The sequence below is a fragment of the Pseudomonas sp. UBA5706 genome, assembly GCF_002419965.1.
Classification (GTDB): domain Bacteria; phylum Pseudomonadota; class Gammaproteobacteria; order Pseudomonadales; family Pseudomonadaceae; genus Aquipseudomonas.
The window spans coordinates 524-22,372 of record NZ_DIHC01000046.1 but is presented as its reverse complement, the minus strand read 5'-3'; the positions used below and the strand labels follow the sequence as shown (position 1 = coordinate 22,372).

Annotated in this window: 20 protein-coding genes; 11 read left to right on the top strand and 9 right to left on the bottom strand. The window is 59.3% G+C overall.

The features are described 5' to 3' along the window. Positions 1 to 14 precede the first annotated feature (14 nt). The 7 genes from treZ to B3I26_RS23265 all read left to right on the top strand — a co-directional run bounded on the left by treZ (position 15) and on the right by B3I26_RS23265 (position 11,789). Positions 15 to 1,829, top strand: coding sequence for a malto-oligosyltrehalose trehalohydrolase (treZ, locus tag B3I26_RS23300; protein ID WP_296261169.1), 1,815 nt, complete (start codon positions 15 to 17; stop codon positions 1,827 to 1,829). Continuing rightward, on the top strand, positions 1,819 to 3,888 hold the full coding sequence (gene malQ, locus B3I26_RS23295) for a 4-alpha-glucanotransferase (protein ID WP_296261168.1): 2,070 nt from the start codon (positions 1,819 to 1,821) through the stop codon (positions 3,886 to 3,888). The genes treZ and malQ overlap by 11 nt, the downstream gene beginning before the upstream one ends. Before the next feature lie 8 nt (positions 3,889 to 3,896). Beyond that, positions 3,897 to 6,683 (top strand): malto-oligosyltrehalose synthase, encoded by a 2,787-nt coding sequence (locus B3I26_RS23290; protein WP_296261167.1) that lies wholly within the window; start codon positions 3,897 to 3,899, stop codon positions 6,681 to 6,683. Positions 6,684 to 6,700: 17 nt separating this feature from the next. Continuing rightward, the gene (locus tag B3I26_RS23280) at positions 6,701 to 7,153 is read left to right on the top strand and encodes a DUF2934 domain-containing protein (protein WP_409522026.1); all 453 of its coding nucleotides are present in this window, start codon (positions 6,701 to 6,703) and stop codon (positions 7,151 to 7,153) included. A gap of 176 nt (positions 7,154 to 7,329) precedes the next feature. After that, positions 7,330 to 9,516 (top strand): glycogen debranching protein GlgX, encoded by a 2,187-nt coding sequence (gene glgX / locus B3I26_RS23275; RefSeq protein WP_296261166.1) that lies wholly within the window; start codon positions 7,330 to 7,332, stop codon positions 9,514 to 9,516. Positions 9,517 to 9,779: 263 nt separating this feature from the next. Continuing rightward, on the top strand, positions 9,780 to 10,730 hold the full coding sequence (locus B3I26_RS23270) for an aldo/keto reductase (RefSeq protein ID WP_296261165.1): 951 nt from the start codon (positions 9,780 to 9,782) through the stop codon (positions 10,728 to 10,730). Positions 10,731 to 11,459: 729 nt separating this feature from the next. Next, positions 11,460 to 11,789 (top strand): hypothetical protein, encoded by a 330-nt coding sequence (locus B3I26_RS23265; protein ID WP_296261164.1) that lies wholly within the window; start codon positions 11,460 to 11,462, stop codon positions 11,787 to 11,789. Positions 11,790 to 11,888: 99 nt separating this feature from the next. On the opposite strand, the gene B3I26_RS23260 is transcribed toward B3I26_RS23265, so the two are convergent. From B3I26_RS23260 to B3I26_RS23235, 6 genes are all read right to left on the bottom strand, one after another. Next, positions 11,889 to 12,521, bottom strand: a complete 633-nt coding sequence (locus B3I26_RS23260; RefSeq protein WP_296261163.1) for a LysE family translocator — start codon at positions 12,519 to 12,521, stop codon at positions 11,889 to 11,891. 110 nt (positions 12,522 to 12,631) lie between these two features. Next, positions 12,632 to 13,417 (bottom strand): sulfite exporter TauE/SafE family protein, encoded by a 786-nt coding sequence (locus B3I26_RS23255; RefSeq protein WP_296261162.1) that lies wholly within the window; start codon positions 13,415 to 13,417, stop codon positions 12,632 to 12,634. A gap of 179 nt (positions 13,418 to 13,596) precedes the next feature. Then, positions 13,597 to 14,361: a trans-aconitate 2-methyltransferase gene (gene tam / locus B3I26_RS23250; protein ID WP_296261161.1), complete on the bottom strand. Its 765-nt coding sequence runs from the start codon at positions 14,359 to 14,361 to the stop codon at positions 13,597 to 13,599. Between the two features lie 123 nt (positions 14,362 to 14,484). Beyond that, positions 14,485 to 14,892 (bottom strand): hypothetical protein, encoded by a 408-nt coding sequence (locus B3I26_RS23245; protein ID WP_296261160.1) that lies wholly within the window; start codon positions 14,890 to 14,892, stop codon positions 14,485 to 14,487. A gap of 206 nt (positions 14,893 to 15,098) precedes the next feature. Then, entirely contained in the window at positions 15,099 to 15,329 is a 231-nt protein-coding gene (locus tag B3I26_RS23240; RefSeq protein WP_296261159.1) for a glycoside hydrolase family 3 N-terminal domain-containing protein, read from the bottom strand. Beyond that, positions 15,296 to 16,075 carry a glycoside hydrolase family 3 N-terminal domain-containing protein gene (locus B3I26_RS23235; RefSeq protein ID WP_296261158.1) on the bottom strand — a complete coding sequence of 260 codons (780 nt, stop codon included), beginning with the start codon at positions 16,073 to 16,075 and terminating at the stop codon, positions 15,296 to 15,298. Before B3I26_RS23235 ends, B3I26_RS23240 begins: the two co-directional genes overlap by 34 nt. A gap of 440 nt (positions 16,076 to 16,515) precedes the next feature. On the opposite strand from B3I26_RS23235, the gene B3I26_RS23230 reads away from it, so the two are divergent. From B3I26_RS23230 to B3I26_RS23215, 4 genes are all read left to right on the top strand, one after another. Next, positions 16,516 to 16,851 (top strand): hypothetical protein, encoded by a 336-nt coding sequence (locus B3I26_RS23230; protein WP_296261157.1) that lies wholly within the window; start codon positions 16,516 to 16,518, stop codon positions 16,849 to 16,851. 130 nt (positions 16,852 to 16,981) lie between these two features. Next, the gene (locus tag B3I26_RS23225; RefSeq protein ID WP_296261155.1) at positions 16,982 to 17,542 is read left to right on the top strand and encodes a type 1 glutamine amidotransferase domain-containing protein; all 561 of its coding nucleotides are present in this window, start codon (positions 16,982 to 16,984) and stop codon (positions 17,540 to 17,542) included. Between the two features lie 314 nt (positions 17,543 to 17,856). Next, positions 17,857 to 18,522, top strand: a complete 666-nt coding sequence (locus B3I26_RS23220) for a glycosyltransferase (protein ID WP_296261153.1) — start codon at positions 17,857 to 17,859, stop codon at positions 18,520 to 18,522. 87 nt (positions 18,523 to 18,609) lie between these two features. Continuing rightward, positions 18,610 to 19,941 carry an Nramp family divalent metal transporter gene (locus B3I26_RS23215; RefSeq protein ID WP_409522027.1) on the top strand — a complete coding sequence of 444 codons (1,332 nt, stop codon included), beginning with the start codon at positions 18,610 to 18,612 and terminating at the stop codon, positions 19,939 to 19,941. 68 nt (positions 19,942 to 20,009) lie between these two features. On the opposite strand, the gene B3I26_RS23210 is transcribed toward B3I26_RS23215, so the two are convergent. From B3I26_RS23210 to B3I26_RS23200, 3 genes are all read right to left on the bottom strand, one after another. Then, the gene (locus B3I26_RS23210) at positions 20,010 to 20,513 is read right to left on the bottom strand and encodes a copper chaperone PCu(A)C (RefSeq protein ID WP_296261151.1); all 504 of its coding nucleotides are present in this window, start codon (positions 20,511 to 20,513) and stop codon (positions 20,010 to 20,012) included. Beyond that, the gene (locus B3I26_RS23205) at positions 20,513 to 21,121 is read right to left on the bottom strand and encodes an SCO family protein (RefSeq protein WP_296261149.1); all 609 of its coding nucleotides are present in this window, start codon (positions 21,119 to 21,121) and stop codon (positions 20,513 to 20,515) included. Before B3I26_RS23205 ends, B3I26_RS23210 begins: the two co-directional genes overlap by 1 nt. Positions 21,122 to 21,230: 109 nt before the next feature. Beyond that, positions 21,231 to 21,608, bottom strand: coding sequence for a DUF2946 domain-containing protein (locus B3I26_RS23200; protein WP_296261147.1), 378 nt, complete (start codon positions 21,606 to 21,608; stop codon positions 21,231 to 21,233). Positions 21,609 to 21,849: the final 241 nt, after the last annotated feature.

The window sequence follows — 21,849 nt, the reverse complement described above, 5'->3', positions numbered from 1 at the left end:
AAAAGGGGTAACGGATGCCTTTGTGCACGGATGATCATTGGTGCCACGGCGCCGTTCTGCTGAATACCGAGCGCACCCGGTTTGCCCTTTGGGCGCCGGACGCCAACACCGTAAGTGTCGAGATTGAGGATGGGCCGCCGCAGGCCCTGACCCCGCAGAAAGAGGGCTGGTTTGTCCTCGAAACGCATTGCCCGGCCGGTTCGCGCTATCGCTACACAATCAATGACGAACTCCATGTACCTGACCCGGCCTCCCGGGCTCAGGCCGGCGACGTGCACGGTCATAGCGTGGTGGTTGACCCCCAAGCGTACGCCTGGAAGCACGATGCATGGCAGGGCCGTCCATGGGCTGAGGCGGTGATCTACGAGTTGCACGTCGGCGCACTGGGTGGCTTTGCCGGCGTCGAGCTGCACCTGCAGCACTTGGTCGATACCGGCGTAACCGCTATCGAACTGATGCCCATCGCGCAATTTCCCGGAAGCCGCAATTGGGGCTATGACGGCGTACTGCCCTACGCTGCGCAATCGTCCTACGGAACACCCGAGCAACTCCAGCACCTTATCGACACGGCGCACGGCCTGGGATTGGCGGTGATTCTGGACGTGGTCTACAACCATTTCGGCCCGGACGGTAATTACCTGGGTGCTTACGCCAAGCACTTTTTCCGCAGCGACAAGAAAACTCCATGGGGAGACGCGATCGATTTCCGACGTTGCGAAGTGCGCGACTTCTTCATCGAAAACACCTTGATGTGGTTGCACCAGTACCGTTTTGACGGCCTGCGCTTCGACGCGGTGCACGCCATCGAAGACCCGACCTTCCTTAAGGAACTGGCTGAACGGGTTCGCCAATCCACGCCAGCGGGACGTCATATCTGGCTTATGCTGGAAAACGAGTTCAACGAAGCTCACCGTCTGGAAAAACACTACGACGCGCAGTGGAACGACGACGGTCACAATACCTTGCACGTGTTGTTAACCGGCGAAACCGACGCTTATTACACCGATTTCGCACAGCAGCCGACGCACAAACTGGCACGCCTGCTGGGTGAAGGTTTCGTCTATCAAGGCGAACCCACCCGCCATGGACACACCCGTGGCGAGCCGAGCGCGCACTTGCAGCCGACGTCATTCGTGCTGTTTTTGCAGAACCACGACCAGATCGGCAACCGTGCATTGGGTGAGCGCCTCGCCCAGTTGAGCCCGCCTCAGGCGCTGCGTGCTGCCACCGCGCTGCTGCTTCTTTCGCCGATGATTCCGCTGATGTTCATGGGTGACGAATGGGGGGCCAGTGAACCGTTCCTGTTCTTCACAGATTTCCACGACGAACTGGCAGACGCAGTGCGTGAAGGGCGCCGGGGCGAGTTTGCCGATTTCGCCGCGTTTGCCGACCCGGCCAAGCGCGAACGGATTCCCGACCCCAATGCGCTGCAAACCTTCGAATCATCACGGCCAGCGTTCGACGCACTGATGCTGGAAACCGACAAGGGGCAGGATCATCGCAGCTGGCTGGCGCTTTACCGCGAGCTGCTGCAGATCCGCCACGCGCAAATCGTACCCCGGCTGCAAGGCGCCGAAGCCCTCGGTGCGCAGGTGTTGGCCGACAAGGCGGTCAGCGCACGCTGGCAGATGGCGGATGGTTGCATCCTGCGCATCGACCTTAACCTGAGTGAGCATGCCGTGCAGATCGTGCCGTACAGTGTCCAGCGGGTTCTTCACCAGTCCCATCCCAAATCGGCAGAACTTTCCCAACAGGGCAACCTCCATCCATACACGGCCATTGTCAGCCTGATATCAAGTGACGTTGTGGAGGAACAGGATGAGCAATGAGCAACTGGAGATGCTGGCCGCCGAAGCCGGATTATCCGTGGATTGGAAGGACGCCAACGCAAGACCGCAACGCGTCAGCCCCGACGTGTTGCGCAAAGTGCTTGCCGGTCTTGGCTACCCAGCTGAGGATGACGAGCAGATCGCCGAAAGCCTCTCGCAGTTGCAGGATCAAAGCCTGTCTGCCACGCCTCCCCCGCTGCTGACGGTCGATCATGGCAGCAATCTCGACCTTTCCATTTGGTTCAAGCCGGAAACACCATTCGTGCTGGAGCTGGAAGACGGCTCGCGGCTGGAGTCCAGACTGAACGCCAGGGGCGAACTCCCAGCGCTGGCCACCGTGGGTTATCAGCAACTGGCAATCGATGGGCAGCACCTGACCATCGCTGTAGCACCGAAAACCGCTTACACCGTGGCCATGGCCACCGATGTCAATGTACCGCGCACGTGGGGCTTGACCTTGCAGCTGTATTACCTGCGTCGCGAAGGCGATGGTGGGTTCGGCGACACTCAAGCGCTGGAAACCTTTGCCCGTTCGGCCGGCGAACGCGGCGCGGCTGCAATCGCCATCAGCCCCGTGCACGCGATGTTTTCCAACGACAGCGAGCAATTCAGCCCGTACTCGCCGTCCAGTCGCTTGTTCCTCAACGCGCTATACGCAGCGCCCGGAGCGATTTTGGGTGAACAAGCCGTGCGTGCGGCCATTGAGCAAACCGGTCTGGCGAACGAGCTCAAACGCCTGCAAGCCCTCCCTTTGATCGACTGGCCGGCGGCGGCTGCTGCAAAGTGGAAGCTCTATCGCGCGCTATACGCCAGTTTCATCGGCGCCAGTCATCCACTGCACGAGGACTTCAACAGCTTCCGTCATGCCGGCGGTGAGGCGTTGGAGAACCATTGTCGCTTCGAAGCCCTGCGCGACGAGAGTCAGGCGCTGGGCATCGGCGGCAACTGGCATGAGTGGCCGCAACAGTTCAAGAATCCCCGCAGCGATGCCATCGATGAGTTCGCTGCCAAACACAGCGAGCAGATTGGCTTTCATGCGTTCGCTCAGTGGTTAATCGCCCGGGGCCTGGAACGCGCGCAGACGGCAGCACGTACCAGCGGCATGAGCATTGGCCTGATTGGTGACCTGGCGGTGGGGGCCGACGGCTCAGGCAGCCAAGCCTGGAGCCGTCAGGATGAACTGCTGTCGGCACTGACCGTCGGTGCACCACCGGATATTCTCAATCGCTCCGGGCAGAGCTGGGGCATTTCCGCGTTCTCGCCCACGGGCCTCAAACGTAATGGATTTCGCGCCTTCATCGAAATGCTGCGGGCGAACTTTGCCCACGCTGGAGGGTTGCGCATCGATCACGTGATGGGGCTGCAACGTCTGTGGGTGGTGCCGTTGGGCTCACCGGCCAGCGAAGGTGCGTACCTGAATTACCCACTGGACGACATGCTGCGCCTGCTGTGCCTGGAATCCTGGCGTCACCAGGCCGTGGTGTTGGGTGAAGATTTGGGTACGGTGCCCGACGGCCTGCACGAGAAGCTTTCCAGCCGTGGCATTCTTGGCATGCGCGTGCTGTTGTTCGAACAGGACAACGCCCGCTTCAAACCGATCATCAAGTGGTCCGACGACGCTTTGGCGACCACCAGCACCCATGATCTGCCGACCCTCACCGGCTGGCTTACCGAGCTGGACATCGACTGGAACAAGACCCTCGGCCATATCGACGACGATACTGAACGCAATTGGCGCCAAAACCGCGAGCGCGAGCGCCAGGGCTTGCTTACCGCGTTGCGGGAAAACTACGCGCTGCAGAATGACGATGCCAGCGCGATCATCGATGCCAGCGTGCGCTACCTGGGGCATACCCGAGCGCCGCTGGTGCTGTTGCCTATCGAAGACGCACTGGGGATCGAAGAACAAGCCAATTTTCCGGGTACCGTCGACAGCCACCCCAACTGGCGTCGGCGACTTCCCGGCGATACGGCCGCCTTGTTGGACGACGCTAACGCGGCGCGTCGTCTGGAAATCCTGGCCGCAGCACGTCAACAAGCCGCGGAGCGTGATCAATGAGTCAACCAGTGAACCCACCCCTAAAATCGTTACGCGCGACGCAGCGTCTGCAATTCCATAAAGACTTCACCCTGGACCACGCTACGGCCCTGGTGCCCTATTTCGCTCAACTGGGCATCAGCCACATCTACGCCTCTCCGTTGCTCAAGGCGCGGGCCGGTTCGATGCATGGCTATGACGTGGTTGATCCACGGATCATCAATCCTGAGCTGGGCGGCGAACCCGCGCTGCGGCGTCTGGTGGCCGAATTGCGCAAGCATGGCATGGGGCTGATCCTGGACATCGTGTCCAATCACATGGCCGTCGGCGGCGCCGATAATCCCTGGTGGCTGGATCTGCTGGAGTGGGGTCAACGCAGCCCCTACGCGAAGTTTTTCGACATCCAGTGGAATTCTCCGGACCCGCTGCTCAAAGGCCAGTTGCTGCTGCCGTTCCTGAGCACCGATTACGGTACGGTCTTGCAGAACAACGAAGTGCCGCTGCGCTTCGACTCAGACAAGGCAAGCTTGCGCGTCGAGCATTATCAGCATCATTTCCCGATCAATCCAGGCACTTACGGGCCCGTGCTCAGGGCCGCGAAACGCCCTGAACTGGATGCGCTGGCCGAGCGCTTCGATCAGTTGGATGCCAACCCCCAGGCTTACGCAGATGCCCAACAAAGCAAAGACGCGCTGGCAGCGCTGATCAAGTCAAAGCCGGAGCTGATCCACGCGATCGAAAGCGGTCTGGAGCAGTTCGATTCGAGCAAGCCCGAAGGCTTCGAGCGACTGCATACGTTGCTGGAACGCCAGGATTATCGTCTGGCCAGTTGGCGTACCGCAGGTGATGACATTAACTGGCGACGCTTCTTCGACATCAACGAGCTGGGCGGCCTCAAGGTGGAGCGCTCCCAAGTCTTCGAAGCCACCCACGGCAAGATTTTCGAAATGATCGCTGAGGGCCTGGTGGACGGCCTGCGCATCGACCATATCGACGGTCTGGCGGACCCACGCGGCTACTGCCGCAAGCTGCACCGGCGCGTCGAAAGCCTGCTCGGCCAGCGTCCGCAGGGCACGGAGCTGAGCCATGTGCCGATCTTCGTCGAGAAGATCCTCGGATCCGATGAACAGGTGCGCAAGGACTGGAACGTCGACGGCACCACCGGCTATGAGTTCATGAACCAAGTGTCGCTGCTGCAGCATGATCCTAAAGGTGCAGAGGTACTGGGCGAGCTGTGGAGCCGGGTCAGCGGGCGCACCGCCGACTTCAATCAGGAAGTCCTCGAAGCCCGCGATCTGGTGCTGCACGGCACCCTTGCCGGGGATTTCGAAAACCTCGCCCAGGCGTTGCTGCAAGTAGCCCGCAGCGACGTCATGAGTCGCGACCTGACGCTGGGCGCCATTCGCCGCGCGCTGCTGGCGCTGGTGGGTAATTTTCCGGTCTACCGCACTTACATCACCGCCTGTGGGCGCTCTGCCGAAGACGAACGCTTCTTCCAGCAGGCCATGAACGGCGCACGCGAAATGCTCAGCGAAGGCGACTGGCCGGTGCTCGACAATCTGGCGCGCTGGCTGGGCGGTGAAAGCCTGCGCGACTTCCCCAGTGGCCCGCAACGCGAGATGCGCCGCAAGGCCTGCAACCGCTTTCAGCAACTGACCTCCCCCGTGGCAGCGAAATCGGTGGAAGACACCTCGTTCTATCGTTCCGCCGTGCTCCTTTCGCGCAACGATGTAGGGTTCCACCCGCAACACTTCAGTGCACCGGCGCAGGCGTTTCACGACATCTGTGTGGAGCGCGGTGCACACTTTCCCGACAACCTGCTGACCACTGCCACCCACGATCACAAGCGTGGCGAGGATACGCGTACCCGTCTGGCGGTGATCAGTGAAAACGCGCCTTGGTACGCGGAGCAGGTCGAGCGCTGGCTACAGCTGTCTGCGCCGCTCAAGCAGGGTGAGCACCCGATCAGTCCGGGCGACGAGCTGATGTTGTACCAGGCGATTCTGGGCAGCTGGCCGCTGGGGCTGGAGGGTCAGGAGGCGTTCGAGGATTACGCCAAACGCCTCACTCAGTGGCAGGAAAAAGCCCTGCGCGAAGCTAAGTTGCAAAGCAGCTGGAGCGCGCCTAACGAGCCTTATGAGACGGCCTGTCGCGACTTTCTGCAGCACGTGTTGTTGAGCCCGGATGGACTGGCACTGCGCCAATCCATCGGGGCCACCGCCAACCGCATCGCCCCCGCTGGCGCCTTAAACAGCCTGGCGCAAACCTTGCTGCGAATGACCGTACCCGGTGTGCCTGATCTGTATCAGGGCACCGAATTCTGGGATCTCAGCTTGGTCGACCCGGACAACCGTCGGCCAGTGGATTACCCCGCTCGTCAGCGCGCGCTGGATGATTGCGCAGCGCCCACACAGTTGCTTGCCCAGTGGCAGGACGGCCGCATCAAACAAGCGCTGATCGCACAGGTGCTCGTGCTGCGCAATCAATACCCGACACTGTTCAGTGAGGGTCGTTATCAGGCGCTTGAGGTGGTCGGCGAACACGCCGCACACGTTCTGGCATTTGCCCGGATAACTGAAGATATGCGAGCTATTGTTGTGGTTCCACGTTTGCCGGCTGAACTATTGGGCACCGCGCAAACTCCATTGATCAATGCAGCAAATTGGGGCGATACACGAATCCTGCTGCCGTTCGCTGATGCAAATCCAAACTGGAAGGGACTTTTTGCGCAGGCTACAGTCACACAGAGCAAGGAATTGTCGCTCAGCGAAGCGCTCAAGGAATTTTCCGTAAATCTGCTTATTCAAACCTTGTAATACCCGGGAGTGTCGAGATGAGTGCCGACGAGAAAAGAATTAAAGAGATAGCCCACCAGATCTGGGAGTCCGAAGGCAAACCGCACGGCAAGGACGCCGAGCATTGGGAAAAGGCCAAAAAGCAGTTCCAAGCCGAAACCAAATCAGCCAAAAAGCCTGCAGCTTCCAAAGCCGCCAAGCCTAAGGCTGACGGCAAAGCGCAGTCCAGGACCGCAGCGGCAAAACCTGCAGCCAGGCCAAAGGCAGCCCCGGCCAAGCCCGCAGCCAAGGCAGCCGAGAAGCCTGCAGACAAAACTGCGGCCAAGCCAGCGTCTAAGCCGGCAGCAAATAAGCCGGCAGCAAAACCCGCTGCGAAACCAAAGGCGGCCGCGACCAGCAGTGCCGAGCCTGCAGCAAAACCAGCGGCAAAACCTGCTGCAAAACCATCCGCCAAGAAAGCAACACCGGCAACCAAGCCTCCCGCGCCTTGAGCCTTCGTTTTCAACGAAGACGCAGCGTGTAGCAGACCCCTACCGCAGGGATCGCCTTAAAACGAGTATCGCCCTGCGGTTACCCCTTTGCCCATTTCTACAGTAATGGCGCAGCTTCAGCCTGCGACAGAGGTTTTGTTCGCCTTCTGGAAATCATTCGACCGTCAGGAATCCCCATGAGTAAGCAAGACAAGAACACCGCAGCAAAGAATGAATCCCAAAAGGCCGACAGCCCGGAAGTCACCGCGTCGCGCATTCGAGAGGGTCTGCCCTTCCCGCTCGGCGCGAACTGGGACGGCCTGGGGGTTAACTTCGCGATCTTCTCGGCCAACGCGACCAAGGTTGAGCTATGCCTGTTCGACTCCACCGGCGAGACCGAACTGGAGCGCATTGAGCTCCCTGAATACACCGATGAGATCTTTCACGGCTACCTGCCTGATGCTCACCCCGGGCTGGTGTATGGCTACCGAGTCTACGGCCCGTACGACCCGAAGAACGGCCATCGCTTCAACCACAACAAACTGCTGATCGACCCGTATGCCAAACAGTTGGTCGGTGAGCTGAAATGGTCCGAAGCGCTGTTCGGCTACACCATCGGCCACCCTGATGATGATATGAGCTTCGACGAGCGTGACAGTGCGCCCTTCGTGCCCAAGTGCAAGGTCATCGACCCTGCCTACACCTGGGGCCGCGATCAACGGGTTAATGTGCCGTGGGAAAAGACCATTTTCTACGAGACCCACACCCGCGGTTTCACTATGCGTCACCCCGCCGTTCCCGATGAACTGAAGGGCACGTTCTCCGGCCTTAAGGTGGGAGAAGTCATCCAGCACATCAAGGGTCTGGGTGTGACGTCGGTTGAACTGCTGCCGATCCATGCCTTCGTCAACGACCAGCATTTGCTGGAAAAAGGCATGACCAACTACTGGGGCTACAACACCATCGCCTTCTTCGCCCCGGATCCACGTTTCCTGGCCCACGGCAAGATCGCCGAATTCAAGGAAATGGTTGCGCACATGCACCAGGCAGGGCTGGAGGTGATACTGGACGTGGTCTACAACCACACCGCCGAAGGCAACGAACGCGGCCCGACCCTGTCGATGCGCGGTATCGATAATGCCTCGTACTATCGGCTGATGCCCGACGACAAGCGTTTCTACATCAACGATTCGGGCACCGGCAACACGCTGGATCTGAGCCATCCTTGCGTGCTGCAGATGGTGACCGACTCGCTGCGCTATTGGGCCTCTGAAATGCACGTCGACGGCTTCCGTTTCGACCTGGCGACCATTCTCGGCCGTTACCGTGACGGCTTCGACGAACGTCACAGCTTCCTTGTGGCCTGCCGTCAGGATCCGGTATTGCGCCAGGTCAAGCTGATCGCCGAACCGTGGGACTGCGGCCCTGGCGGCTATCAGGTCGGTCATTTTGCGCCGGGTTGGGCCGAATGGAACGACAAATTCCGTGACACCGTGCGCGCCTTCTGGAAAGGCGACGAAGGTCAACTGGCCGACCTCGCCAGCCGCCTGACCGCCTCGGGCAACTTGTTCAACCAGCGCGGCCGCAGGCCTTACGCGTCGGTGAACTTTGTCACCGCTCATGATGGTTTCACGTTGCACGACCTGGTGTCGTACAACGATAAGCACAACGAAGACAATGACGAGAACAACCAGGACGGCAGCAACGACAACCGGTCCTGGAACCACGGCGTGGAAGGTCCGACCGACGATCCGCAAATCAATGCACTGCGCCTGCGCCAGATGCGCAATTTCTTCGCCACGCTGCTGTTGTCCCAAGGCACGCCAATGATGGTGGCCGGTGACGAATTCGCGCGTACGCAGCATGGCAACAACAATGCCTACTGCCAGGACAGCGAAATCGGCTGGGTGGACTGGGAGTGGGATGAAGATGGCAAGGCTTTGCACAGCTTCGTGCAGCGCTTGATCAAGTTACGTCTCAAATACCCGATCCTGCGTCGTGGGCGGTTCCTGGTAGGCGATTACAACGAGGAGCTGGGCGTCAAGGATGTGACCTGGCTGTCGCCAAGCGGCGAAGAGATGACCATCGAACAATGGGAAGATGCGAACGGGCGTTGCCTTGGCATGCTGGTTGACGGTCGCGCGCAGGAAACCGGGATTCGCCGACGCGGCTCGGAAGCGACCATGCTGCTGATCGTCAACTCACACCACGAAGGCGTCAACTTCACCCTGCCGGAAGTGCCGGAAGGGGTTCATTGGGTGAGCCTGATCGATACCAACCAGCCTGAAATCCGTGGCAAGGATAAGTTCGAGTTCGGGGTCGAGTACACCGTCACGCAACGCTCGTTGCTGCTGTTCGAATTGCATAAGGAAGACCAGGCGTAAATGCCCTTCTACCCTTCAGGACGGATAAAGCCGTCCTGAAGGCCTCCCAACAGGTTAAGCGGCAGCACGGCTTGCCGACAGTAGCGGTCTTGAGGACGCCACTGTCGGCAGGCCGTGTTGCTTTAGCAGACCGCTCCCCGCATAACAACCTATTGTGTATACGCAAGTCTCCTGTCGGAAACGTTAGCAGATCGATCATCCTTGCGGCGGCACCCGCTTTACACCAACGCCTGTTACCCACAGAACCACCAAAGGAGAAAGTCATGCTCAAACGTCCCTTGGGCAGTACTGGCCTGAACATCGCCCCGCTGGTGTTCGGCGGCAACGTCTTCGGCTGGACCATCGACGAGAAAACCAGCTTTGCCGTACTCGATGCCTTCGTCGATCAGGGTTTTAACGCCATCGACACCGCCGATGTCTATTCGGCATGGGTACCCGGTAACAGCGGCGGAGAATCGGAGGCCATCATCGGCCGCTGGTTCAAACAGCGCCCTGGTATGCGAGACAAGGTGGCAATCTTCACCAAGGTCGGCTCGCAAATGGGTTCGCCGCAGAACAAAGGCCTGTCCAGACGCTGGATCCTGCAAGCTGTCGAAGACTCGCTACGCCGATTGGGTACCGATCATGTCGACCTGTATTTCTCCCACTGGCCAGACCCGCAAACACCCCACGAAGAAACCCTGGGCACCTACGCTGCGCTGCGCAAGGCAGGGAAAATCAACGCTCTGGGCGCTTCCAATTACGATGCCACGTTGCTGTGCGCCGCATTGAAGGCAGCGCACGACAATGACCTGCCTGCATATCAGGTGATCCAGCCGGAGTACAACCTTTACGACCGCTCAGGTTTTGAGGGCCAATTGCAAAAATTGTGCATAACCGAAAACATCGGTGTGGTGACCTATTTCAGTCTCGCTTCGGGTTTTCTTTCCGGTAAATACCGCTCCAGGGCTGACCTGGGCAGCAGCAAGCGCGGTGACCGGCTAGAGAAATACCTGGATGAACAGGGTCTGAAACTGCTGACGGCGCTGGATGCGGTAGCAGCCGATCATGGCGCCAAGCAAGCGGAAGTTGCGCTGGCCTGGCTCATAAACAGTCCCGGCGTTACCGCGCCAATCGCCAGTGCCACCAGCGTCGAACAGGTGGCAAGCTTCGCCAAGGCCACGCGCCTGACACTCACGGATGAGCAGTTCAGAACGTTGAACGAAGCGCTCTAAGCCCAAGCAGGACTTGGACACATACCCACGGACAGAACCACGGCTTGCTAAAGGGAGCGGTTGCAATGACGCTGCCCACGCAAGCCGATGTTGTTCAGTAACGCCAGGGCGTCAGTCACAGTGTCCGACCTTCTCCCCTGCATGCCTGCACTGCTGCACTGCCCCTTCTCGCTTCCGCGCATTCTGAAGTTACCCCGGCCTCCAAAGCCCCGGATTTACTGACTTTGTAGTCACGGACAGACCTTCGTGTATCGGAACTACAAAAAATGTAGTGCTCAAAAAAAATCACTACAAAATGATTGACGAAGCTGTTTTGCAACTGCATGATTCATGCGTCTCCCTGATCGGGAGAGCTGGCAAAGGTATCCTGGGCCCGTTCGTCAAAGCCGTCGAACACCCTCTGGATGTGTGCTGCCCACAAGGCAGATTGATGAAGCTGAACCGGCATGATCGCCCCATAGGCCGAGCGCTGGCGAAACGTCCTCATGACACTTGTGGTCGACCGCGAAAAGTCGCCAGTGTCCTCTCGACGTCCGTCTTCTCTCCCCCTGCATTTCGATCATCGCGTAGCAGTCATTCATCGACACTACATCCTGCCGCTAGGTGCCGGCTCTGTTGGCACCTGCATTGGCAAGCATGTTTTGGAAGGACCGCGGATCGATGGACGATCTGCATTGGATCTGAACTAACCAGATAGATTAACAAATGGGCAAAAAGGGGTATCCAATCATGAATCTGAACAATCAACCTACCATTGACCAGTTGGCTCGACTGTTCGCGGCGCAGAAGGACTCCCTCGATAGCCACATTCTCTGGGTATGTGAGAAAGGTGATGTGCACATGGACGGCCTGGGTGCCTGCACCGAGGAACAAGAGTTCGATGAGCAACATCCGCACATGCGTGCGCGATTGAAGATGTACCGCAAAGGCCACGGCTACGTCGGCAAGAAAGCAGCTGCCGACAAGCAGTTCCTGGGGCAGGTGCTTGATACCCTGAGCAGTGAGTGGGGTAACGCGCGGCACCAGGAAGGCGTGCGCGTAATCGATCGGCTTTGCTAGGCAAACCTCACGCGGCTGAGTGCGGGATCGTATCGAGCACTCAGCCGCGTTTCATTCCTGCCGTGACTTTGCACAGCATGTGACCCCTACATTGCGCCCTCAATCCCGGGCGGCCAGTGCCAAACGGCACGCCAATCCCACAAACACCATCCCAAGCATTTTCTGCAGCCATCGCGCCGCCCGTTCACTGGCGCCCAAGCGCGAGCCAACGCGGCTGGCCATGATGATGACAGCACCGTTGGCAATCAGGCCCACGACATTAAGCACGGTTGCCAGCAACAGCATCTGCAAAACGATGGAACCCGTATTCGGGTCAATGAACTGTGGAAACAGCGCCAACACAAACAATGCCATTTTTGGGTTGAGCACATTGGTCAGCAGGCCCTGAAAGAACATCTGCGTGCGCGAGTAGCGTGGCAAGGTCGTGCTGGCCGAGAGCGCCATGCTGGAGGAGCGAAACGTCTTGAATGCCAAATACAGCAGGTACGCCGCGCCGATGAATCGCACGACGTCATAGGCGATGGGCAGCGTGACAAACAATTGCGACAACCCCAGCGCAGCGGCCAGTGCATGGCAATAAGTGCCCAACTGGATGCCCGCCAATGAAGCAAAACCCGCCACTTTGCCCTGACTGGCACTGCGTGAAGCAATCAGCAGCATGTCTGGCCCGGGAGTAATCGCCAGCGCCAGGCAGGCACCGGAAAATAACGCGAGTGTAGAGAGTGCGATCATTAAGAGGAGCCTCTAATGGGGTCAATGCTCGCTCAGTTTAGGCGGGATCCGGGCATTTACGAGTAGCTTGGCTTATGGTTTATGCGACGTGGCGCCGAGCGACGCGCCGCTCAAAACGCCAGTTTGTAACCGATCGCAATCAGCATCACGGCCAGACAGGGACGAAGCACGGCATCGGGAATACGCCCGGTCAACTGGCTACCCATGTAGATGCCCGGCAGCGAACCCATCAATAGAAAACCGAGCATCGCCCAATTCATATTGCCCATGCTGGCATGGCCCAGGCCGGCGATCAGGGTCAGCGGCACGGCATGCGCGATCTCGGTGCCCACCAGACGCCGGGTATCAAGAAACGGATAGAGCAGGAACAGCGCCACCGTGCCCAGAGCGCCGGCGCCGATGGAGGTCAAGGCGACCATCACGCCAAGCACTACCCCGGTGATCACAGTCAGGCTATTGAGGGTCTTGCCGCTGAGGCGAATGCGATCCCCGGCATGGCGCTGGGCAAAAATCAGCAGTCGCTGCTTGAAAAAAATAGCGATTGCCGTGAGCAGCAGGACGAATCCCAGCCCCTGTTTAATTACAGCGTTCATCGCACCGGGCGCGGTGTGCAGGCTACTGAGAAACCACAGGGTCAATCCCGCTGCCGGCACACTGCCCAACGTCAGCCAACCGGTAATGCCCCAGTCGATGTTGTCATTCTTGCGATGCACCAGCACGCCACCGCTTTTGGTGATGGCGGCATATAGCAGGTCGGTGCCTACTGCGGTCGCTGGATTGATGCCAAACCACAGCAGGATCGGCGTCATCAGCGATCCACCCCCTACGCCGGTCATGCCAACGATGAAACCGACCACCAAGCCGGCGACGACGAAACCCACGTTGCCAAATTCCATTGCTCTGCCCGATACACCCTCAAAACTGGCGCGCAGGATAACGTTTTTCGTCTAACGACCTCGATTTTTCTTATATAGCCTGTAGACCAAATGGATCTATGGTTATAACCAATTCCTACTTGACCTTGGTGATTGCGCGTACCGCAATCGATCACCCGCTTACACACACAAACACAAGGTCAGCGCATCGCGACAATGAAGATCCGAGGAAACGGCAGCAGTACCGAACCGTCTGCCAATACCGGGTACGCCTGGCTGATCGCTTTCAGGTAGGCGTCGAGGAACGCGCCCTGCTCAGTCTCGTCCAAGCGCTGCAGATAGGGTCGCAATGCCGAACCCTTGAACCATTCCAGGACGGCCGGATGCCCGCCAGACAACGGATGATGGTAGGTCGTGCGCCAGACATCGACTTCAGCGCAATGAGGTCGCAGCAGCTCAAAGTAATAGAGCGCCGGATGACGGTCCGGATGTTTTACCGATGCGATTTTATCTGCCCACGGCCCGCTGGCGGCGATTTCTCGTGCCAAACGATGCGCGGGTTCTTCCAGGTTGTCCGGCGTTTGCACGGCCAGCGTACCGCCCGGATTGAGCAGGCTTACCAGACGCGGATACAGCTCGGCATGGTCAGGCACCCATTGCAACGAGGCGTTGGCCAGGATCACATCGAAGGTTCGTGCAGGCTTCCATGTGCCGATGTCTGCCCACTCGAACTGCAGACCCGGCAAGCGTTGACGGGCATCGCCGAGCATGTCTTCGGAACTGTCGATGCCGGTGATCAGCGCATCGGGAAAGCGGCCAGCCAGAACCTCGGTAGAGTTGCCCGGACCGCAACCCAGATCGATCGCCGTGTTTACCGTCAGTGTGGGAATGGCCGCAACCAAGTCGCGAACCGGGCGCGTGCGTTGCTGTTCGAACATCGAATACTGCCTGGCCGACCAACTCATCGAACTTTCCTTTTATGCAGTGAAAAGGCTTACCGCCGAGGTTAAAACGTGCGCAACGAATGTACTCATGAAAGGCCGCGCTGCGAGTCGTGAATGTCGGGGCGGCTGGTAACTGCATACGCCTCAGGCGCGCCCGATCCCTGTGAACGCCACATCCGCCATCAGTCTCGGATCGAGACTGCGAATCCGCTGTTCAATGTGATACGCCCCGGCTTCGGCATAACGCAAAAAGACGCGGCTGCAGGATATGCACTCGCAGACTCGACAGCGGTTGTAGGGGAAAAACTGCGGAGCAATCGGCGCATCGTTAGACCAATAGGAAGTGCCCGCAGAGTGATATTCGTCCAGGGTCAGGTCTTCTTCCTCGGCAGCGATGAGCGAGCCGATTTCGCGCAGTTGGCTTTCTTTAAGCGAGACCGGCATGCCCTCCCACCCGGCGAAGGATTTGGCGATGCACGGGCAGGGTTGAGTGATGGCAGCTGAATGATCGGCAAGACGCTGGAGGTCGCAGAACGCGAGGGGCTTGAACATAAGCGGCAGACTCTTGGCAGGGTGAGGTCTTTTATGTCGGGCATTGTGCTGCGCCGATGTCCATTTGCCAACTGCGCACGCCTCGCCCGCCCGCTCGTTGTTCAGAGAGTTACCCGTCGCGTCAAGTGTCCGCCGGGGATCGGGTACGACACGTACAACCCCGATTCGACCTGCGCCCTGCGCCCCTGGGCCATGCCGCGGACCTTCTACGCCGCCCGCAACAGTTGCTGCTGATCCAGCTGCCCGCTGTGTACTGCGTCTACGAGCGACTGTGCAATGTCGTCCAGCCCCGATGCGCTGGAAACCAGCAGCAGATGCGCACCCGCCTTGAGCGCTGCCACTGCGGCGTCGGTAATGCGCTTGTCGCGCAGGATCGACACCGCATCCAAATCGTCAGAGATGATCAACCCATCGAATTCCAGGGCATCGCGCAACACGCCGATGATTCTTTTCCGAGGTACTGGCCGACTGCCGCATCGAGTGCTGGAAACATCGCTGGCCCGGGCATGATGGCCTTAACCCCTGCGGCGATCACTTCACGGAACACCGCCAGGCCCTGATGCAGATCCCCCACGCTACCCGCAACGCTGGCTCGCCCCACCGCAGGATCCTGCTCGGTCTGGTAATGACTCAGGACATGCTTGGCCGTTGCCATCACCCCTGCCCGCTGCACCCCGCGGATGAATGCACAGGCGATGCGCGTCACCTCGGTAGGGTCTGGCCCCAGGTTGCGGTTATGCAGCCACGGATTGCGACCGGTCACGACATCAACGATCGGCGCCAGAAACAGATTGACCCCCATCACCCGTGCCGAGCTGGCCATTTCATAACTGCGACTATCGATGTCCTCGCTGCTCAGGATCTGCAGTTCGGCAGCCGACGGGAGGCCAGGCACCAGACGATGCAGGCGCTGGATGCCGCCCAGCTTCTGATCCACGGGCACCAGCACCGGTGCATCGGCACAGGTATTTGCCGCCTCGACGACCTCAGCGAAGCGCGCATGGCTCTCGCAACGGCAACGTTCGAAGCTCATGCTGCGCGCCAGGTATTCACCGCAGGTTTCCCCTAACAGGATGGATACGCCGCCCAAGTGCAAATATCGACGCCCCTGGTCATCAAGCCCCAGCCCTGAAAACGCCGACAAAAGAACTGCGTACGCAGCTGGTTGCAGCTCGGTAGACATGTATACCCTCGCACCGCGACTGGCTTATGCTCGCTTATGCACACTTTGGCGAGACACATCGTATTATCAATGCCATAACGATCATCATCGATCACAAAACGAACAAAGCAGCGTCAATACCGCGTTATTTGGCCAAAGCTTATGCGGTCGCGCAGTCCGCCTCACTGCACGGGAGTGCAGTACACAGCGTTGCCGGAAAATTTAGCAGCCGACTCTTTTATTTTGCGCATTAGCTCGGCAACATACGCGCCAACTCATAAGCAAGGTGGAAATCACCGATGAGCATGGTATTCCCGCCGCTCTCGCCTGCTGTTACCACTCGATAAACCAAGACTTACGAAGCAGACGTCAATCCGTCGACCGTCGGATATCGCCGGCTACAAAGGCGAGTGGCAGCGGCCCGTAAAGTGATTCCACCCTTTGGTTTCAGGATGAAATAGATGCGTATTTTTCTGCTTACCGGTGTGCTGGCTGCGTTGTTGGCTGGCTGCAGTTCCACGCCGAACAATCCATCAGTCGATCTGGAGACACCCAAACCCGCAGGCGAGTACGCGCAGTGCGTCTTTGAGAAATGGCAGCAAATCAAGCCGGATGCCACCCTCACCGAGAGCAAGGGACACTACAAATTACTGGTCTCCGGCAAAGTGGCGCAGGACAACATTCTTGAAGTGTTCAAAGGTAATCCTCACACCCGCGCGTTTTTGTATCAGCGCGCTCCGCTCGCTTCGGCCTTTGGCCACAGTGCGCTGGAGAAAGCCGCACGCGAATGTTTATAGCTGACCGAAATGCACGCACCGCTGGCAGCCGGTAATGGAATCAGGCTGAACTTTCGCTTTTGCGATTCCCTCTGAGAACCGATACCGCTCGATTATCGAGCGCGGATTTTCATTAGCAGGAGTCATTACCATGAGTACGTTAAACGGCAAGCGTGTCCTGATCATCACGTCCAATACCGGTATCGAGCGCGATGAGCTGCTCAGCCCACTGGAAGCACTCCAGCAAATGGGTGCGACCGTCACCCATGCCACCATTAAAGGCGGCGATGCCCAGACCTTTGTGCAGGACACGGAAAAAGACGTCAGCGTCAAATCCGTTTTTGCGCTGGCCAAATTGTCTGCCACTGATTACGACGCGCTGGTGGTTCCAGGTGGCACCGTGAACGCCGACACCTTGCGCCAGGACAAAGACGCCCAACGCCTGGTCAAAGAATTCGCCGATGCCGGCAAAGTCGTCGCCGCCATTTGCCATGGCCCATGGCTGCTCATTGACGCCGGGGTGATCGAAGGCAAGACCCTTACCTCCTACCCTAGCGTGCGCATCGACCTGGTCAACGCCAAGGCCGCTGGCTGGGTTGACGCGCAAGTCAAACAGTGCGGCGCCAATGGCTGGACGCTGATCACCTCGCGCACCCCGAAAGACCTGCCAGCCTTTAACAACGCCATCGCCGAGGCGCTGCAAGGGGCATAACCCTGCGCTGGAATCGGTAAACAAAAAAAGCATCGACGCCGCTGATCAGCGGCGTCGATGCGTTTGGGAAATATGGGAAATAATTAACCCTGGCGGTAGACAGCGACGTACAGACCGCCAGGGGAGTCTCGCACTCCCCTTTTCTGAACGACGCCAGCGCGACTAATTCAATTTTTTCTGACTTTTTCCTTCGTTTGCAGGTGTTCGAGCAGCCAATCCGCACAAACGAAAATACTTGCAACCAATTTTTTGCATCAAGGGTCGATATCGCAAGGCCTACGCGATCAACGCAGGCGCCGAGACGAGACCCATAGATGATCGGAATCATTGTCCCCGCGCACAACGAAGAACACTTCCTGGACGATTGCATCAAGTCGCTCGTCGCCGCCGCTAGCCACGAGGAGCTCAGAGGCGAGCCGGTGGAGATCCTGATCATGCTCGACGACTGCAGTGACAGGTCCGCGAACGTCGCTAAAGCCCACGGGGTCCACCTCCGCGCTTGCGATTATCGGAATGTCGGCATGACCCGTGCTGCTGGCGCGCAGTTGATGATCGAACGCGGTGCTCGCTGGCTTGCTTTCACCGATGCCGACAGCGTGGTGCCCTACGCATGGCTCGCGGAACAGATTTCGACCAAGGCTGATGCGGTATGTGGAATCGTGCAAGTCGATGACTGGTCCGAGCATCCCGAACAGGTACGCCAGCGCTACGACGCCCTCTACCGGCCGGTCGATGACCATCGGCACGTTCATGGCGCCAATCTGGGTGTGTCATCCAGCGCATATTTGCGGGCTGGCGGCTTCAAGGCATTGGCCGCTCATGAAGATGTGCACTTGGTCGAAGACCTGCAGCGCGTCAATGCGCATATCGTATGGACGGCACGCAATGGGGTGACAACCAGTGCGCGCAAGCACTTTCGTTGCAAGGAAGGTTTCGGCGATTACCTGAACTCCCTGGCCACTCAAACGTTACTAGGCTGACCCTTACCACGCGCACAGCACTGAAGGTTTCACTCAACATTTCAGGCTGCACGTCAAGCAACCTTCAACTCGACGGGACGGCCACTGATGCAACCCGCTAAACACCGGGCCGATCCCGGCGACAACACCTTGGGCGGGGGCATGCCCAGTGCCAGTGTAGCCATGCCCAAGTCGGGCAATTGGTTCAAGCGTCTGCTGGCCTTTACCGGCCCTGGCTACATGGTTGCGGTGGGCTATATGGACCCCGGCAATTGGGCCACGGACCTGGCGGGAGGGTCGCAATTCGGTTATCTGCTGCTGTCAGTGATCCTGTTTTCGAACCTGATGGCGATCGTCTTGCAAGCCTTGTCGGCCAGACTCGGGATTGCCACCGGCTGGGACTTGGCCCGCGCCTGCCGCGAGCGCTATAGCCGCCCGGTGTGTATCGCGCTTTGGATCGCGTGCGAGGTTGCGATCATTGCCTGCGACCTGGCCGAGGTGATCGGCACCGCCATCGCCCTCAACCTTTTGTTCGGCATCCCCTTGGTGTGGGGTGCCGTGCTCTCGGCGGTCGATGTGTTTCTGATTTTCCTGCTGATGGGCAGAGGCTTCCGGGCACTGGAAGCGTTCGTCATTGCGTTGCTGCTGATCATTTTCAGCTGCTTCGCGATTCAAATGGTACTGGCGCGGCCCGACATGGCCGAGCTGTTCGCGGGTTTCATTCCTAGGGCGGAAATCGTCACCAACCCGGCCGCCTTGTATCTGGCCATCGGCATCATCGGCGCCACCGTCATGCCCCATAATCTGTATCTACACTCCTCCATCGTCCAGACCCGTGCCTACCCGCGCACCGACGAAGGCAAGCGCATCGGGCTACGCTGGTCCGTGACCGACAGCACCATCGCCCTGACCTTGGCGCTGTTCGTTAACGCAGCCATTCTGATTACAGCCGCCACGGTGTTTCACAAAGCGGGCAAGACCGACGTGGTGGAAATCGAGCAGGCCTATCATTTGCTGTCGCCGATGCTAGGGGTCGGCATTGCCTCGGCACTGTTCGCCATCGCGCTGTTGGCCTCCGGCATCAACTCCACCGTCACCGCGACCCTCGCCGGACAGATCGTCATGGAAGGCTTCCTCAAGATGAAGCTGCCCGGCTGGGTACGCCGCCTGCTGACACGGGGGTTGGCGATCATCCCGGTGATTGTGGTGACCAGTATTTATGGTGCGCAAGGCACGGCAAAACTGCTGGTATTGAGCCAGGTGATCCTGTCGATGCAATTGCCCTTCGCCATCGTGCCACTGGTACGTTTTGTCTCTGACCGCAAACTGATGGGCAACCTGGTCACCGGGCCGGTGTTGACCTCGCTGGCTTGGGCGATAGCGCTGCTGATCGTGGGGTTGAATCTGGTGTTGCTGGTCGGGATGTTTGGCGATTGGTGAAGGCTGTTTTCAGCGACCGCGGTGTCATCGCGGGCACCCTCCCTCCCCGGCTGGGTGCCCAAAGCGTCTCAGTGACTGGCGCCGTGGTCATGCCCCATGTCCATGCTGTCCTTCATCGACCGCGCAGGCGCATTGACCTGCACCGTCTCACGTACGCCCTGGTCGGTTTCGATGGTCAGCGTCAGCGGCACCTGATCTCCCTCCTTGAGCTGCCCGACCAGCCCCATGAGCATCACGTGGTAGCCCTCCGGATCCAGCGACACCGGCTTGCCAGCAGGCAGCGGCACGTAGTTGACCGGCCCCATTCGCATCACATCCTGGGTCATGCTCATTTCGTGGATCTGCACATCCTTGGCAGCGGGCGAAGCGACACTTAGCAGCTTGCTGTCGACCTCAGCGGTAATGCGCATGAATGCGCCGGACGAAGGTTGTCCCGGCACCGTGGTGCGTACCCAGGCGTCGTCGACCCGGGGCTGAGCGACGGCCGACAAGCTGATACACCCCAGCAAGCAAGCGGCAAGGGTCCGGCACAGCGCCGCACGGGTGATGGGAGTTGAAAACAGCGTGGTCATCAGCAGACCTCCATGACGGTGAGCAAATCCTGCGCGCATTGCTTGGCGGACAGCGACGGTGACAGACCCAGACGCAGGTTGCCGCGAGAGTCAAAGACGAAGCTGGTGGCGGTGTGCGACATGGTGTAGGTGTCGCCAATCGGCTCTTTTTCATAGAACACGCCGAATTCCCTGGCAACGTGCTGCGTCTGTTCGAGCGTGCCTCTCAAGGCGACGAAGCTGGGGTCGAACTGCTTGACGTAAGCATCAAGGATTTGCGGCGTGTCGCGTTCGGGGTCGACGGTGATGAAAATCACCTGAAGGGTCTTGCCATCCTCGCCCATGATCTTCTTGATCTGGGCGGCACGCGCCAATGCCGTCGGGCACACCGAGGGGCACTGGGTAAACCCGAAGAACACCATCGGCATCAGGCCGCGATAACTGGAAAGGGTTTTCACCTCGCCCTGGGTATCGGTGAGCTTGAAGGTACGGCCCATGATCTTGTTGCTCAGATCCTTGCCGTATTTGAAATCCAGCGCGCTGGTCGAACCATCGCAGCCGGCGAGCAGGCCAAGGCCGAGGATGCCCATGCCGGCGAGCATCTGACGGCGGGTCAGTAAATCATTCATGTGACGAACTCTCTGAAGCGGCCAGCGTTGGCGCCGGCCTTAGAACGTCCCTGCTGCCTTGATATGCAGATGCAGGGACGACGCTGAACAGTACACCTTTACCTAAGCTTCAGGGCGCCTGGGGGGACAGTTCGGGGAAGGCGTCTCGGGGCGGTTTGCGCAGCAGATGGTCAGAACGAGGAATGCGCCTGCGCGGGTTGCGCCCTGCCCAGCCAAGCCCGATGAAGAACACCAGCGCCAGCGTGAGACTGCCGGCGAATGCGCAATCGGTCATGAAGAGCTTCATCAATGGCGCATGCCCACCCATCTGCGCCATGTCCGGTTGACCGGACGGGTCATGTTGCACGCTGCAATCGACGGCGGGATGGATCGGGTTGAACGCCCGCAGCATCTGACCATGGCTCAGGCTGCACACAAGCCCACTGAACAGGATGAAGCCATACAGCATCCAGGCGATGAGGGGTTGATGAGTTCGGACGAATTTCATAGGGCGTCATTCTACAGCCTTGCGCCCTGCGACATGATTCACGCCCGGACGGCGGGGTGCGACAAAACCGCGCAGTGCACACGCCCTCCGCCTCTGCCCGAAGTGCGCGCCCCCACGCTCTGCTTCCGCCCGAAGGCCGTAGGAGCGTGGCTCGCCCGCGATCTGGCGCGTAGCGGCAGTAAACCTCCGCACGCAGTCCGTCTGACACAACCAAGGTGAAGGGTCTTACTGCCGGTTCCCG